This is a genomic window from Sedimenticola thiotaurini (assembly GCF_001007875.1).
GTDB classification, from domain to species: Bacteria; Pseudomonadota; Gammaproteobacteria; order Chromatiales; family Chromatiaceae; genus Sedimenticola; species Sedimenticola thiotaurini.
In genome coordinates, this window is sequence record NZ_CP011412.1 from 1802665 (window position 1) to 1817550 (window position 14886).

General features: G+C 56.5%; 15 protein-coding genes and 1 tRNA gene. 1 reads left to right on the top strand and 15 read right to left on the bottom strand.

The annotated features are described in order from the left end of the window. Positions 1-3: 3 nt before the first annotated feature. The 14 genes from nuoG to rlmE all read right to left on the bottom strand — a co-directional run bounded on the left by nuoG (position 4) and on the right by rlmE (position 13833). A complete protein-coding gene (gene nuoG, locus AAY24_RS08245; RefSeq protein WP_046859274.1) occupies positions 4-2307 on the bottom strand; it encodes an NADH-quinone oxidoreductase subunit NuoG in 2304 nt (767 codons plus the stop codon). Positions 2308-2360: 53 nt separating this feature from the next. After that, entirely contained in the window at positions 2361-3629 is a 1269-nt protein-coding gene (gene nuoF, locus AAY24_RS08250) for an NADH-quinone oxidoreductase subunit NuoF (protein ID WP_046859275.1), read from the bottom strand. A 5-nt stretch (positions 3630-3634) separates the two neighbouring features. Next, positions 3635-4165: an NADH-quinone oxidoreductase subunit NuoE gene (gene nuoE / locus AAY24_RS08255; RefSeq protein WP_063370457.1), complete on the bottom strand. Its 531-nt coding sequence runs from the start codon at positions 4163-4165 to the stop codon at positions 3635-3637. Then, positions 4165-5418, bottom strand: coding sequence for an NADH-quinone oxidoreductase subunit D (locus AAY24_RS08260; RefSeq protein ID WP_046859277.1), 1254 nt, complete (start codon positions 5416-5418; stop codon positions 4165-4167). The genes nuoE and AAY24_RS08260 overlap by 1 nt, the downstream gene beginning before the upstream one ends. Continuing rightward, entirely contained in the window at positions 5411-6130 is a 720-nt protein-coding gene (locus AAY24_RS08265; RefSeq protein ID WP_046859278.1) for an NADH-quinone oxidoreductase subunit C, read from the bottom strand. The genes AAY24_RS08260 and AAY24_RS08265 overlap by 8 nt, the downstream gene beginning before the upstream one ends. A 13-nt stretch (positions 6131-6143) precedes the next feature. Next, entirely contained in the window at positions 6144-6626 is a 483-nt protein-coding gene (locus tag AAY24_RS08270; protein WP_046859279.1) for a NuoB/complex I 20 kDa subunit family protein, read from the bottom strand. Further along, on the bottom strand, positions 6617-6973 hold the full coding sequence (locus tag AAY24_RS08275; RefSeq protein WP_046859280.1) for an NADH-quinone oxidoreductase subunit A: 357 nt from the start codon (positions 6971-6973) through the stop codon (positions 6617-6619). Before AAY24_RS08275 ends, AAY24_RS08270 begins: the two co-directional genes overlap by 10 nt. 199 nt (positions 6974-7172) lie before the next feature. Further along, positions 7173-7257, bottom strand: a tRNA-Leu gene (locus tag AAY24_RS08280). 33 nt (positions 7258-7290) lie between these two features. Then, positions 7291-7707, bottom strand: a complete 417-nt coding sequence (gene secG / locus AAY24_RS08285; RefSeq protein ID WP_046859281.1) for a preprotein translocase subunit SecG — start codon at positions 7705-7707, stop codon at positions 7291-7293. Between the two features lie 169 nt (positions 7708-7876). Further along, complete coding sequence (gene tpiA, locus AAY24_RS08290) at positions 7877-8629, bottom strand: triose-phosphate isomerase (protein ID WP_046859282.1); 753 nt, start codon at positions 8627-8629, stop codon at positions 7877-7879. Between the two features lie 180 nt (positions 8630-8809). After that, positions 8810-10162, bottom strand: a complete 1353-nt coding sequence (glmM, locus tag AAY24_RS08295; RefSeq protein ID WP_046859283.1) for a phosphoglucosamine mutase — start codon at positions 10160-10162, stop codon at positions 8810-8812. Positions 10163-10260: 98 nt separating this feature from the next. After that, entirely contained in the window at positions 10261-11106 is an 846-nt protein-coding gene (gene folP, locus AAY24_RS08300; RefSeq protein ID WP_046859284.1) for a dihydropteroate synthase, read from the bottom strand. Between the two features lie 29 nt (positions 11107-11135). After that, entirely contained in the window at positions 11136-13064 is a 1929-nt protein-coding gene (gene ftsH, locus AAY24_RS08305; protein WP_199930534.1) for an ATP-dependent zinc metalloprotease FtsH, read from the bottom strand. 148 nt (positions 13065-13212) lie between these two features. Further along, positions 13213-13833: a 23S rRNA (uridine(2552)-2'-O)-methyltransferase RlmE gene (gene rlmE, locus AAY24_RS08310; RefSeq protein WP_046859286.1), complete on the bottom strand. Its 621-nt coding sequence runs from the start codon at positions 13831-13833 to the stop codon at positions 13213-13215. A 179-nt stretch (positions 13834-14012) separates the two neighbouring features. On the opposite strand from rlmE, the gene yhbY reads away from it, so the two are divergent. Beyond that, the gene (gene yhbY / locus AAY24_RS08315) at positions 14013-14312 is read left to right on the top strand and encodes a ribosome assembly RNA-binding protein YhbY (protein WP_046859287.1); all 300 of its coding nucleotides are present in this window, start codon (positions 14013-14015) and stop codon (positions 14310-14312) included. A gap of 69 nt (positions 14313-14381) precedes the next feature. Here the strand turns inward: yhbY and greA are convergent, their stop codons facing one another. Continuing rightward, entirely contained in the window at positions 14382-14858 is a 477-nt protein-coding gene (gene greA / locus AAY24_RS08320; RefSeq protein ID WP_046859288.1) for a transcription elongation factor GreA, read from the bottom strand. Between the last annotated feature and the right edge of the window lie 28 nt (positions 14859-14886).

Consider the following 14886-nt stretch of genomic DNA (forward strand, 5'->3'; position numbering starts at 1 on the left):
CGCTTAAACCTTCTCCAGGGTCACTTCACCAAACTGGGCACCCAGTGTCTCGGTACCGGCCAGCGCAGCGGGTATCCGGACACAACCGTTTGGTACGTTGGGATCAATAAAGACTGGCAGCTGGGCGCGGTTACCATCCTGTACAGCGACAGCCGTCTCGCCCTCGGATAGCCCCTGCCGCTCCGCCTCTTCACTGTTGATGTAGATACCTGCCGGAATCCCATCATGGGTCTTCTGCAGGGATGGCGCATGGCGCACCAACGGATCCACTGCATAGATCGGCACATCACCGATGCGTTGCAGGCCGCCGGTACCGGGATGTGCCGCCGAAATACCACCGGTCGTCACGGCGTTGTCCGGGGTAACCTCGGCAAGCACCGTCTTAATCTCCGCCAGTACTTCGTCGGAGCTAATATAATCGAAACCCGACACATCCAGCAGATTGCCCAGGACTCGCAGCACTTTCCAGGCCGGGCGGATTGCGCCGGCGGGAGTGATGGCTCCCGCAAATGACTGCAGGGTGCCAGCTGCGTTAACAAAGCTGCCGGAAGTTTCGGCAAACAGCGCTGTTGGCAGCAGCACGTTGGCCGCCGACTCCAGATCCGCGCTTCGATAAGCGGTCAGGGCAACCACGAAATCAGCCTGCGCAAAAGCGCTGCTGGCAGCGGTCGGGTTCCACAGATCCAGTCCAGGCTGTATCCCCATCAACAGATACGCCTTACGGGGTTGTTCGAGCATCGTCCGGGCGTTACTGTCCGCCGTCCCGACCGCACCAACCATATGGGCTCCCACACTGTTGGCCGATTCCGGCAGGTAGCCCAGGGTCAGGTCACACGCCTCTGCGATGGCGGTCGCCAGGGTCCGCAGCAGCGCGAAGTCGTCGTGGGCTGTGGCCAGATTGCCCAGCAACAGGGTTCCGTTGGACGCGGATTTCAGGCTCGCAGCGATCGCCTGATGCTGTTCAGAAACCACCGCCTGGTCTATCAGCGCACCACTGGCACCAGCCGCCTTGGCAACCGCCGCCAGTTCGTCGATCATGCCGCGCGGCGAACTCACCAGCTGGTCGGCCTTGTAGTTGAGGTCCAACTCCAGCGGGTTGATGAAACTGATTTTGGCACCTTCCAGAGCCGCCTTGCGCAGACGATGTCCCAGCAGGGGCTGCTCTTTGCGGATGTTACTGCCCACCAGCAATGCCGCATCGACTGTTTCCAGCGCCGCGATCGGCTGCCCCAGCCAGGGTACCCGGGGTGCCGCATCGCGGAAATCACCCTGCCGCAAACGGCTGTCGATCGCTTCACTACCAAGCGCCCTGACCAGTTTCTGCGCCAGGAATAGTTCTTCCAGCGTCGAGCCGGGTGAAAGCAGTGCGCCCAGATCGGCGCCAGCGGCCTTGAGGCCTTTGGCCGTCTCCTCCAGAGCCACATCCCAACTTACCGCGGTCCACTCACCGTCTTTCTTGAGCATCGGAGAGGTGAGGCGTTGCTCACTGTAGACGCCTTCGTAACTGAAGCGGTCCCGATCGGAGATCCAGCACTCATTGACCGGCTCGTTCTCTTTGGGAACAACCCGGATCAGTTCATTTCGCCGAACGTGGACATGTATATTGGAGCCAACGGAATCATGCGGAGCAACAGAATCGCGCTGGATCAACTCCCAGGCGCGCGCCTTGAACTGCGAAGGTTTGGAGGTCAGCGAACCCACCGGGCAGACGTCGATAATGTTACCTGAAAGCTCCGAATCAACACTGCGCTCAACGTAGGTACCGATGGTCATGTGCTCACCGCGACCAGTGGCACCCAATTCGCGGATACCGGCGATCTCGGCGCCAAAACGTACACAACGGGTGCAGTGAATACAACGGGTCAGATCGGTCACGATCAGAGGACCGATATCCTTGTCCTTGACGATCCGCTTGCCTTCCACGAACCGGGAGACATCACCGCCGTACCCCATGGAGATATCCTGCAACTCACACTCGCCACCCTGGTCGCAAATAGGGCAGTCCAGCGGATGATTGATCAGCAGAAACTCCATGGTCCCCTTCTGCGCAGCCAGCGCCATCGGGGAGCGGGTAAACACCTTCATGCCATCATTCACCGGCGTCGCACAGGCCGGCAGCGGCTTGGGCGCCCGCTCAACCTCAACCAGACACATCCGGCAGTTTGCGGCAACGGAGAGTTTCTTGTGATAACAGAAACGTGGGATATCGATACCGGCGGCATCGGTCACCTCGATCAGCATCTGACCGGGGGTGGCCTCTATCGCCTTGCCATCTATCTCAATTGTAATCGTCTGGTCTTCAGACATTGATTTCGTTCTCTAACCAGTAGCGTAAATAACATTCAATGCGAGGCGTGACTTCAATCGACCATGCATTTCTTGTGTTCAATGTGATACTCGAACTCATGCCGGAAGTGCTTCAGCATGCCTTGTACCGGCATCGCTGCCGCATCACCCAGGGCACAGATGGTGCGACCGGCTATTTTCTGCGTAACATCATCCAGAAGCGCCAGGTCTTCAGGACGCCCCTCACCACGTTCAATACGGTTCACTACGCGGTAGAGCCAGCCGGTCCCCTCACGACAAGGTGTGCACTGGCCACAGGACTCTTCATAATAGAAGTAGGACATACGCTCCAGCACCTTGACCATGCAGTTGGTGTCATCCAGTACAATCACGGCACCGGAACCGAGCATGGAGCCGGCGTTGGCGATGGCATCATAGTCCATGGTCAACTCCATCATCTGCTCACCCGGAATAATGGGAGCGGAGGAGCCACCGGGTATAACTGCCTTGATTTTGCGGCCATCTTTCATGCCACCCGCCATCTCCAGCAGTTCAGAGAACGGCGTACCCAGGGGAATTTCAAACACCCCCGGATTGTTGATATTGCCCGAGATAGAGAACAGCTTGGAACCGCCACTGTTTTCCACGCCCAGTTGCTTGAACCACTCGCCACCCTTTTCCATGATGACCGGAATGGAGGCCAGTGACTCGGTGTTATTGATAATGGTCGGTCTGCCATAAAGACCGAAGTGAGCCGGGAACGGCGGTTTGTAACGGGGCTGTCCCTTCTTGCCCTCGATGGACTCCAGCAGCGCCGTCTCTTCACCGCACACATAGGCGCCGCCACCCAGGTGCGTATGGAGTTGGAAATCAAACCCGGAACCGAGCAGGTTCTCACCCAGGAAGCCGGCCGCCCGCGCCTCTTCCAGAGCAGCTTCGAAACGTTCGTAGGGCTCCCAGAATTCACCGCGGATGTAGTTGTAACCGACCGTAGCGCCGATGGCGTACCCGGCAATAATCATCCCTTCGATCAACTGGTGGGGGTTATAACGCAGAATATCCCGGTCCTTGAATGTACCGGGTTCACCCTCGTCCGAGTTACACACCACATATTTTTGACCAGGTGCGTTGCGGGAGATAAAGCTCCACTTCAGACCGGTTGGAAATCCGGCACCACCACGGCCCCGTAAGCCGGACGCCTTGACCTCTTCAATTATCTGCTCCGGCGGTGTTTTCTCTTTCAGGATCTTGGTCAGTGCAGAGTAGCCGCCACGGCTCTGATAAGTCTCCAGCAGCCAGGGGCGTTCGAGATCATTATTTCTGAGACAGACTTCATTGGCCATGATCGTTACTCCAGTCCGTCCAGAATCGAATCCACCAACTCGGGGGTCAGATTCTCGTAATACTTGTTGCCAATCTGGAACATAGGTGCACCACCGCAGGCGCCCAGACACTCCACCTCTTTAAGGGTGAAACGCCCATCTTCCGTGGTCTGACCCAGTTTGATACCGAGCTTCTTCTCCATGTGATCCACCAGCTTGTCGGAACCATTGATCATGCAGGAGACATTGGTACAGACACACACTTTGTGTTTGCCCACTTTTTCCCGTTCATACATGGAGTAGAAGGTCGCCACCTCGTAGACGGCGATAGGTGGCATATCCAGATAGGCAGCCACCTTATCCATCAACTCTTCAGTCAGGTATCCACCATTGTCATCCTGAACGATACGCAGTGCGGCCATAACCGCCGACTGCTGCCAACCTTCCGGATATTTTGCAATCCAGGTATCGATCTCCGCCCTAATCTCCGCCGGGAACAGCTGTTCCTTGTTCTCCGTCGGTTTGACTGTGGTCATTGGTAAATTCTTAAACCCCATCAGCGATCAATCTCCCCGAATACGATATCCATGGTGCCGATCACCGCCACCACGTCGGCCAGCATGTGGCCTTTTACCATCTCGTCCATCGCCGCCAGATGGGCAAAACCGGGGGCACGGACCTTCAGGCGGAACGGCTTGTTACCGCCGTCCGACACCACGTAACAACCAAACTCTCCCTTGGGTGCTTCAATTGCCGCATAGGCCTCTCCGGCCGGCGGACAGTAGCCTTCCGTAAACAGCTTGAAATGGTGGATCAGGCTCTCCATGTCGCCCTTCATATGATCACGCCTGGGCGGTGAAATCTTGTGATCTTCCACGATCACCGGCCCCGGATTCTCACGCAACCACTTCACGCACTGCTTGATGATTCGAGCCGACTGGCGCAGCTCTTCAATCCGCACCAGGTAACGATCATAACAGTCGCCATTCACGCCCACAGGAATATCGAAATCCACCTTGTCGTAGGCGGCGTAGGGCTGCTTTTTACGTAAATCCCAGGCTATTCCGGAACCACGCAGCATGGGACCACTGAAGGAGAGCTGTTTGGCCCGTTCCGGCGACACCACGCCGATACCCACTGTACGCTGTTTCCAGATCCGGTTATCGGTCAACAGGGTTTCGTACTCATCCACCATGCTGGGGAACCGGTCGGCAAAATCCTCGATAAAGTCCAGCAGTGAACCCTGCCGGTTTTCGTTTTTACGCGCGATTTCCGCATCGCTACGAAACTGGTTATTGGCGTAGCGCGGCATCACCTCCGGCAGGTCACGATAGACACCACCGACCCGATAATAGGCGGCGTGCATCCGCGCCCCGGACACTGCTTCGTAGCAGTCCATCAGATCCTCGCGTTCGCGGAAGGCGTACAGGAACACGGTCATGGCACCGACGTCGAGCGCATGGCTCCCCAGCCACATCAGGTGGTTGAGAATCCGGGTAATCTCATCGTACATGGTGCGGATGTACTTGGCCCGTTCGGGAATCTCCACACCCAGCAGTTTCTCCACCGCCATCACATAACCGTGCTCGTTGCACATCATGGATACGTAGTCGAGCCGATCCATGTAGGGAATCGCCTGATTGAAGGGTTTGCTCTCGGCCAGCTTCTCGGTGGCTCGATGCAACAAACCAACGTGTGGATCGGCGCGCTCTATAACCTCGCCATCCATCTCGAGAACCAGACGCAATACGCCATGGGCGGCCGGATGTTGGGGACCGAAGTTGAGGGTGTAGTTACGAATTTCAGGCATCTGTGGAGTCCTGCTGTGCTTTGGACACAAAACGGTTATCTTCTCGGATCACCTTCGGCACCAGCACACGGGGGTCGAGAGAGACCGGTTCGTACACCACCCGGCCCTGTTCGGCGTCATAGCGCATCTGCACCGTCCCCTCCAGGGGGAAGTCCTTGCGGAACGGGTGGCCAACAAACCCGTAATCGGTCAGGATTCGCCGCAGGTCCGGATGGCCGCTGAACATGATGCCGTACAGGTCGAACGCCTCGCGCTCGAACCAGTCTGCACCACGCCATATACCAACGACGGAATCGATAATCGGTTGCGTGGCGTCGACAAAGACCCGCACCCTCAACCGTTGATTGTGCGCCACAGAGAGCAGATGATAGACCACGGCAAAGCGATCGTTATCACCACGGGTGGACACATCGATATTATGACGATCAACACCGCGTGAAAAGCCGGACGCCGATGCCTCCTGGGTGATCCATTCAGACTCCCCGTAACTGGCGTAATCGACTCCGCAGGCATCGATCAACTCTTCAAACAGGAACGCCTCGTCATCACGGAGTTCCGTAGCGATGCTCAACAGATGCTCTCTGGGTACAACCATGGTTACTTCGCCGAGGGCATAGCTGACCGCACATCCCTTGGAGGCATAGCGCTCGTTCAAAGTTTCCTGGAGTGCCTCGTGGCGAAGCTGGAATTTCGTCTTGACTGTCTCGTTCATTAATCCGGCTCACCTAGTCCTGACGCGCGATTGTGCTGGTGCGTTTGATTTTCGCCTGTAATTGCAGAATGCCGTACAGCAGAGCCTCTGCCGTCGGTGGACAACCCGGCACGTAGATATCCACTGGCACCACGCGATCACAGCCGCGCACCACGGAATACGAATAGTGGTAGTAGCCGCCACCATTGGCACAGGAGCCCATGGAGATCACCCAGCGGGGTTCGGCCATCTGGTCGTACACCTTACGCAATGCAGGTGCCATTTTGTTAACCAGAGTTCCGGCAACAATCATCACATCGGACTGGCGGGGACTGGGCCGAAAGATAATTCCAAATCGGTCCAAATCATAGCGCGCCGCTCCCGCGTGCATCATCTCCACCGCACAACAGGCGAGACCAAAGGTCATTGGCCAGAGGGAACCGGTACGCGCCCAATTGATCAACTTGTCGGCGCTTGTGGTGATGACACCCTTTTCAAGTATGCCTTCTACTCCCATTCCAGCGCCCCTTTCTTCCACTCATAGATAAAACCGACCACCAGAATGCCCAGAAAAATAGTCATGGCGATAAAGCCGACCATTCCGATCTGATCCAGGACGATGGCCCAGGGAAACAGAAAAGCGATCTCGAGATCGAAGATAATGAACAGGATGGCGACCAGATAGTACCGAACGTCGAATTTCATACGGGCATCTTCAAATGCCTCGAAACCGCATTCGTAGGGGGACAGCTTTTCGCTATCCGGACGTCTTGTACCGAGCACAAAACCCAGTGCCACCATGACGACCCCGACGATCAGGCCGACACCGACAAACACCAGAACGGGAAGATAGTTCTCTAACATTTGCTCTCGTCCTTCTTGCCAGGCCCCCATTTCTGGTGTTCCCAGCCGTAAGATTAACGGGGCGCAATGGTAGAGCAGCGCGCCTGATCTGTCAAGCTTATACAGCTAACAAAAAACTTTATAATCAGTCACTTATGTTTGATTTTATTAACAAAAAACGGCATCGCTCCTTAACGGGGCGATGCCGTTTTTTTAAGTATGGTGCCGATGGCCGGATTTGAACCGGCACGGCTTGCGCCACTACCCCCTCAAGATAGCGTGTCTACCAATTTCACCACATCGGCATGCAGGCTGCCTGAGCCTGATTACAAATTATATCATTCAGTTCCCTTCGGCTGTTCGCCACCACCGGTTGTTGTGGAGGGAATCACGGGTATCTCTTCTGCTGCGGCGCCGGCTGCGGGACCGGGAATAGCCGGGACTTCAGACACAGGCGCCGGATCGGAGACCGGCACCTCCACCGCTGGCTGAGTATCTTCGATAATCAGTCCGGGGCGTTCCACTGACTGCATGGCAAACCAACCCATTCCCAGGCTGGTCAGGAAGAAAAGAGTTGCCAGCAAGGCGGTCGCCCGGCTTAAAAAGTTGGCGGAACCTGCGGCACCGAATACGGTACCCGATGACCCGGAACCAAAAGCCGCGCCTGCGTCAGCACCCTTGCCGTGCTGCATCAGCACAAGACCAATGACGCCCAACGCCAGGAAGAGATGGACTACGACCAGAACTGTTTGCATTCAGGTTTCCGTTGTATCGCTGAAAATTCAAAGCGCGCATTGTACATGATGCAGATGCGATAAAGAAGACACATCAACACCAAAACACCAAATTTTTACGGCGCATCACATGAAAAATCCGGACAATCATCCCAAACAGGGGAAGAAGTGCTCCGATTTCTGTTACCGGTCAGTTGGCGGCCGTGCAGATTCCAAGAAAATCTGCCGCATTGAGCGAAGCGCCTCCGATGAGCCCCCCGTCAATATCCGGCTTGGCAATCAGTTCCTGAGCATTATCCGGTTTCATGCTGCCACCGTACAGGATACGGAGACCTTCGGCCACCGTTGCGTCCTGTTCAGCCACCCGTTGGCGAATAAAACCATGTACTTCCTGGGCCTGTTCCGGTGTAGCGGTCTTGCCGGTACCGATTGCCCAAACCGGCTCATAGGCCACCACCCCATCAGCCAGTGCACCGACGCCCTCCAGCTGAATCACTGCATCCAATTGACGGGCAACCACCGATTCAGTCACCCCCTGCTCCCGCTCATCCAGGGTTTCGCCAACACAGAGTATCGGGATCAGGCCGGCTGCCCGGGCAGCGGCGTATTTGCGTGCCACCAGCTCATCGGTTTCGCCATGATAAGCGCGCCGTTCCGAGTGACCGACAATCACGTATTGGCAACCAAAATCCTTCAACATGGAGGTGGCGATCTCGCCGGTATAGGCACCGGAGGCTTCGGCTGAGACGTCCTGCCCTCCCCAGCCAATCCCACTCCCCTGTAACTGTTGCTGGACAGCCGGCAGATAGATGGCTGGAGCACAGACAGCAACAGCTGCACGCTTCACATCGCCCATGCCAGCCTTAATGCCCTGGAGCAGCAGGCTGATGCTCTCCAGAGAGCCGTTCATTTTCCAGTTACCCGCAACGAGTGGTTGACGCATCTTTCTCTCCTGACCGGCAATCCCTTGCGGATCGCCATCAATTGTTTCCGGGGGAATCCTAGTAAGGGGAGAAAGTCTATCCAGCGACCCGGGCCAAATCAAATCAACAAATGGTATAGATGGGATCAGTTCTCCCTATGATTGGGACTCCTGATGTGGTGGCTGGATTCGGCTATCGACCTAGACCGGCTCACTCACTAACTGAGTCAACACATCCACAATCTGCTGGGACAACTGATCGACCTGCAGATCGTCCGGTCCTTCTACTGTTACCCGAAGCAGGGGCTCTGTACCGGAAGGCCGCAGCAACACCCGTCCAGAACCGGCCAGCGCGCGCTCAGCTTCCGCCACCGCCTCGCACACCGAACCGGCAGCCATCAGCTCTGCAGCCGGGACACTACCCAGCTTCACATTCCGGGTGATCTGTGGGAATTTCTTGTAACCATCCCGCAACTCTTTCAACGTCCTGCCGCTCTTGTTGATCTCCGCCAGGACCTGTAGAGCCGAAATGATACCATCACCCGTGGTGGTCCGATCCAGACAGATAATGTGCCCCGATGGCTCTCCGCCCAGGGACCAGCGCTCCAGCTGCAACCGCTCCAGAATATAGCGATCTCCCACGTCCGTGCGTACCAGATCTATACCCTGTTCATTCAGGGCGTATTCCAGGCCGAAATTAGTCATCTTGGTACCGACAATGCCCCCTTCCAGGACGCCCCGACGCAATCGGGAACAGGCGATGATGTAGAGAATGTCATCCCCATCAAGCACTGAACCACCGGCATCCACCATCATCAGACGGTCTCCATCCCCGTCCAGGGCGATACCCAGATCTGCCTGTTGCTCCAGCACCGCTTTCTGCAGAGTCTCGATATGGGTGGAACCGACACCAGCGTTGATATTCAACCCATCCGGTTCAGCACCGATGGCTACCACCTCCGCACCCAATTCCCGGAACACATGGGGAGCGATGTGGTAGGTCGCGCCATGGGCGCAATCCACAACAATCTTCATTCCCTTGAAGCTCATGGTCCAGGGAATGGTACTCTTACAAAATTCAATATAGCGGCCAGCGGCGTCATTGACCCGATACGCCTTGCCGAGGTGTTCAGAATCCACCGTGGTCATCGGCTTATCCAGTTCCTGTTCGATCTGGATCTCCACCTCGTCAGGTAACTTTTTACCTTCACTGGAAAAGAACTTGATGCCGTTGTCGCAGTGGGGATTGTGCGAAGCGCTGATCACAATACCGGCCTGGGCATGCAGAGTACGGGTCAGATAGGCGATTCCCGGGGTCGGCATGGGGCCCAGCAGATGGATATCCACCCCGGCAGCCACCAAGCCGGCCTCCAGCGCCGACTCCAGCAGATAGCCCGATATCCGGGTATCCTTGCCGATCAGAACCTTACCACCGCGCCCCTGACCGAGGACGCGCCCCGCAGCCCAGCCCAGACGCATGACAAACTCGGGCGTTATTTTTCCCTCACCAACACGGCCGCGGATACCATCGGTACCAAAATATTTCCGTTTCAAGCTGCTCCCCTCTGTCCCGGCAAGTCTTGCAAATTATGTTGAAAAATCGATGAGCAACCAGCTGCTCCAAACCAGATCAGGGATCTGCTATGCAGGCATCATTCCTGTCCAGCTGCTCCCATCACCGCGTGGGTCATGCGCACCGCCTCGGCGGTCGCCTTAACATCGTGAGTCCGTACAATATCCGCCCCCCGCTCCACAGCCATCACGGCGCAAGCCAACCCACCAGGCAAGCGTTGATCCACCGGTATGCCATCCAGCACCGCCCCAATCATCGATTTTCTGGAGATACCGACCAACAGGGGAAGTTGCAATTCGCGGAATCGATCGAGATGGCGTAACAGGGTGAGGTTGTGCTGTAACGACTTGCCAAAACCGAACCCCGGATCCAGTAACAGCTGCTGCCGGGGAATGCCTGCTGCAACACAGGCCTCCACCCGGGAGCGCAGAAACGCCATCACATCGGTCACCACATTCTGGTACTGTGGATTCTGCTGCATGGTGCGGGGCTGGCCCTGCATGTGCATCAGACAGACCGGCACGCCCGACTCCTTCGCAGCAGCCACGGCACCCTCATCGCGCAGCGCCATCACATCATTGATCAGTCCGGCACCTGCAGCAACCGCCTCGCGCATGACCGTGGCCTTATTGGTATCCACAGAGATTGGCACCGGTATTTCCGCTGCAATAGCCGCTATGACGGGAATAATTCGATCAAGTTCTTCCTGCTCGGAAACCGCCTGGGCACCGGGACGGGTGGACTCCCCCCCGATATCGAGCAGATCGGCACCCTCGTCGACCATGGCGCGGGCCCGTTTCAGGGCCGCATCAGGGGAGATAAAATCACCCCCATCCGAGAAGGAGTCGGGGGTGACATTGAGGATGCCCATGATCCGTGGTTGGGTCAGATCGACAGGTTTACCAGCGCAATCCAGGATCGTCATGACAAACTATCAGTTGTTGCCGTAACGGATCAGTGCTGTCCAGCCGGACCACCAATGCCGTCAGGTGAATCGCCCTTCGGCTTCTCCACTACGTCTGCTTTCACGCCATCATCACCGGAGTTGGGCGGCAGATCAGAATCGTCTATCCAATCCTCGGGAGGCTGGGGCTTCTTTCCAGCCATGATGTCATCAATCTGCGAGCTGTCGATGGTCTCATACTTCATCAAGGCCTCTGCCATGAGGTGGAGCTTATCCATATGCTCTTCGAGAATCTTTCTGGCCCGGGAGTAGTTGCGCTCGATGAAGTTATGCACCTCCTCATCGATGGCATGGGCTGTCTCATCCGAAACATTCTTGTGCTGGGTGACCGATCGACCCAGGAATACCTCTTCCTCTTCCTCACCGTACATCAATGGCCCCAGGCGCTCGGAGAGGCCCCACTTGGTGACCATGCTGCGGGCAATACTGGTTGCGCGCTGGATGTCATTAGAGGCACCTGTGGTGACCATATCCTTGCCAAACACCAGTTCTTCAGCCACACGACCACCGAACAGACTGGAAATCTGACTCTCCAGGTGCTCCTTGCTGTGGCTGTAGCGATCCTCTTCCGGCAGGAACATGGTGACACCCAGTGCCCGACCGCGGGGAATAATACTCACCTTGTAGACCGGGTCATGGGAGGGAACCAGGCGTCCTACAATGGCATGCCCCGCTTCGTGGTAGGCGGTCAGCCGTTTGTCGTCCTCATTCATCACCATGGACTTGCGCTCAGCGCCCATCATGATCTTGTCCTTGGCCCGCTCCATCTCCACCATGCCGACCACACGCTTGTTGGCCCGGGCGGCGAACAGCGCTGCCTCGTTGACCAGATTAGCCAGATCTGCTCCGGAAAAGCCGGGTGTACCCCTTGCAATCAGCGCCGGCTTCACGTCATCGGAAGCAGCCACTTTGCGCAGGTGTACCTTGAGAATCTGTTCACGACCACGTACGTCGGGCAAGGGCACCACTACCTGGCGGTCAAAACGACCAGGGCGCAGCAGCGCCGGATCAAGCACGTCTGGACGGTTGGTCGCCGCGATAACGATCACACCCTCGTTACCCTCGAATCCATCCATCTCCACCAGCAACTGGTTGAGTGTCTGCTCACGCTCATCGTGCCCGCCACCCAGGCCAGCACCACGATGACGCCCGACGGCGTCGATCTCGTCAATAAAGATGATACAGGGGGCGTGTTTTTTCGCCTGCTCGAACATGTCACGCACCCGAGAGGCACCCACACCCACGAACATCTCAACGAAATCGGAACCGGAGATTGTGAAGAACGGCACCTTGGCCTCGCCGGCAATGGCTTTGGCCAGCAGGGTTTTACCGGTACCGGGAGACCCCACCATCAACACGCCTTTGGGGATTTTACCGCCCAGTTTCTGGAATTTTGACGGGTCTCGCAGAAATTCGACCATCTCCGAGACCTCTTCCTTGGCCTCTTCGACACCCGCCACGTCGGCAAAGGTGACCTTGACCTGATCCTCGCCCAGCATGCGCGCTTTGCTCTTGCCGAAGGACATGGCACCCCGACCGGCGCCTCCACCCTGCATCTGACGCATGAAGAAGATCCACAGACCAATCAGAATGAACAGCGGGAACCAGTTGATCAGGATGGTCATCAGGATCGAGGGTTTTTCCGGCGGGGTGGCAACAATCTGCACATTGTTGTTCAACAGATCACCCACCAGCCCGTCATCGCCGGGGCTGTAGGTCGAAAAGGTCGCACCGGAGCTCAGGGTACCTTTGATCTCCCGACCATCAATGGTCACTTTCTCGACTGCACCATTTTTGACCTGGGCAATAAAATCCGAGTAAGACAACGCATTGGTCTGTGTGGTCTGGGTTGAAAAATTATTGAACACCGACATCAAAACGATCGCGATGATCACCCAGAGAACCAGATTTTTTGCCATATCGTTCAAGGTCAAAACCCTCTATATAACTACCAAAACCGGAGAAATCTCCATACCGTCCCCGGCACTTCCCGGCCCCTCGTATCTACTGACCACGGGAACCGGCCTTAATTCAACTGGTTATCACCATATCGGGCGACCTACAGTACTATAGATTATAGCGCCTCGCCACCAGATACACCTCCCGGCTCTGGGGCCGAGACGCAGCGGGCTTGCGTGTCACCACCTTGGAGAAGCTACTCCGCAAGTCCCGCAGATACTGATCAAACCCCTCTCCCTGGAAAACCTTTACCACAAAACTACCGCCGGGACGCAATACCTCCCGTGCATATTCCAGAGCCAGTTCACACAGATACATAGCGCGGGGCTGATCAACCGCACTCATACCACTCACATTGGGGGCCATATCTGAGATTACAAGATCAACCGGGCGCCCCGCCAGCAGGGCGCGTAACTGCTCAACCGATTCATCTTCACGAAAATCGCCCTGGATGAACTCTACCCCGGGAAGCGGGTCCATCGGCAGAATATCCAGCGCAAACACCCGGCCATTGGCTCCCACCAGTTTTTCCGCCACCTGGCACCAGCCACCGGGCGCAGCCCCCAGGTCCACAACCACCTGTCCGGCACAGAACAGCTGGTCTTTCTCGTGTAATTCCAATAACTTGAATGAAGCACGTGACCGATAACCGGCGGCCTGAGCGCGCTTTACATATTCATCATTGAAGTGCCGATCCAGCCATTGGTGACTGCTTTTACTTTTTTTCATCGTGCCTACTTGCTAAATGCACCCATCAGGTCGCGGCCAAAACCGTTTCTTCTCGATACCAATCCGGTCATAGCGGCCCGGAAATGGCTCCGCACAACAGTCACCGGGATCAAAATAGTGTCGGGTTACCTATAACTACGTTAGAATGCGCGGCCTTTCAAGTACGACCGGAGCCTGTGATGCCACTGACAAAAAAACAGATCCGCCAGCTCAAGAGCCTGGTGCATCACCTCAACCCCGTGGTCATCATTGGCCAGAACGGTCTGACCGACGCGGTGATCAATGAAATCGATATCACCCTGAACACCCATGAACTGGTCAAGATCAGGCTGAATGGGGGTGACCGGGATGAGCGCCAGGCGATGATCGACAGTATTTGCAGTCGATGCAGCGCCGAACTGGTACAGAGCATCGGCCATGTGGCGGCTTTTTACAGGCGTAACCCGGACAATCCGGTCATTTCACTGGCCCAGGACTGATCACCCAACCCCCATAGCCAAAAGGGGGCTTTCGCCCCCTCTGGTGAAATCCGCACTGCCTGGTACTCGTTATTCGTAGCGAACGTCCAGTATCTCCATGTGGCGTGGACCGTTGGGGGTCTGCACCGCTACTTCATCACCCTCCGATTTACCGATCAAGGCACGGGCCATGGGAGAACTGACCGAAATCAGCCCCTGCTTGATATCCGCCTCGTCATCACCAACGATCTGGAACGTGTGTTCGGCATCCTCTTCCTCCTCATACACATCCACCGTTGCGCCAAAAACCACCCTGCCGCCAGCATTAATGCTCTTTACATCGATAATCTGGGCGTGCGACAGCTTTGACTCGATATCCTTGATGCGGGCCTCAATAAATCCCTGCTGTTCACGGGCCGCATGGTATTCCGCGTTCTCTTTCAGGTCACCATGGGCGCGCGCCTCGGCAATCGCCTGAATCACCTTGGGTCGATCAACCTGCTTGAGCCTGGTCAATTCAGCCCGAAGATTCTCCGCACCTCTGACAGTCAGGGGCACCTTACTCATACCTAAAACCTCGTCTCTGTTTACTATT

Bases quoted from the DNA above. Each gene is read 5' to 3' on its own strand.
- nuoG (WP_046859274.1), bottom strand. From the start codon at position 2,307: ATGTCTGAAGACCAGACGATTACAATTGAGATAGATGGCAAGGCGATA.
- nuoF (WP_046859275.1), bottom strand. From the start codon at position 3,629: ATGGCCAATGAAGTCTGTCTCAGAAATAATGATCTCGAACGCCCCTGG.
- nuoE (WP_063370457.1), bottom strand. From the start codon at position 4,165: ATGGGGTTTAAGAATTTACCAATGACCACAGTCAAACCGACGGAGAAC.
- AAY24_RS08260 (WP_046859277.1), bottom strand. From the start codon at position 5,418: ATGCCTGAAATTCGTAACTACACCCTCAACTTCGGTCCCCAACATCCG.
- AAY24_RS08265 (WP_046859278.1), bottom strand. From the start codon at position 6,130: ATGAACGAGACAGTCAAGACGAAATTCCAGCTTCGCCACGAGGCACTC.
- AAY24_RS08270 (WP_046859279.1), bottom strand. From the start codon at position 6,626: ATGGGAGTAGAAGGCATACTTGAAAAGGGTGTCATCACCACAAGCGCC.
- AAY24_RS08275 (WP_046859280.1), bottom strand. From the start codon at position 6,973: ATGTTAGAGAACTATCTTCCCGTTCTGGTGTTTGTCGGTGTCGGCCTG.
- secG (WP_046859281.1), bottom strand. From the start codon at position 7,707: ATGCAAACAGTTCTGGTCGTAGTCCATCTCTTCCTGGCGTTGGGCGTC.
- tpiA (WP_046859282.1), bottom strand. From the start codon at position 8,629: ATGCGTCAACCACTCGTTGCGGGTAACTGGAAAATGAACGGCTCTCTG.
- folP (WP_046859284.1), bottom strand. From the start codon at position 11,106: ATGACGATCCTGGATTGCGCTGGTAAACCTGTCGATCTGACCCAACCA.
- ftsH (WP_199930534.1), bottom strand. From the start codon at position 13,064: ATGGCAAAAAATCTGGTTCTCTGGGTGATCATCGCGATCGTTTTGATG.
- rlmE (WP_046859286.1), bottom strand. From the start codon at position 13,833: ATGAAAAAAAGTAAAAGCAGTCACCAATGGCTGGATCGGCACTTCAAT.
- yhbY (WP_046859287.1), top strand. From the start codon at position 14,013: ATGCCACTGACAAAAAAACAGATCCGCCAGCTCAAGAGCCTGGTGCAT.
- greA (WP_046859288.1), bottom strand. From the start codon at position 14,858: ATGAGTAAGGTGCCCCTGACTGTCAGAGGTGCGGAGAATCTTCGGGCT.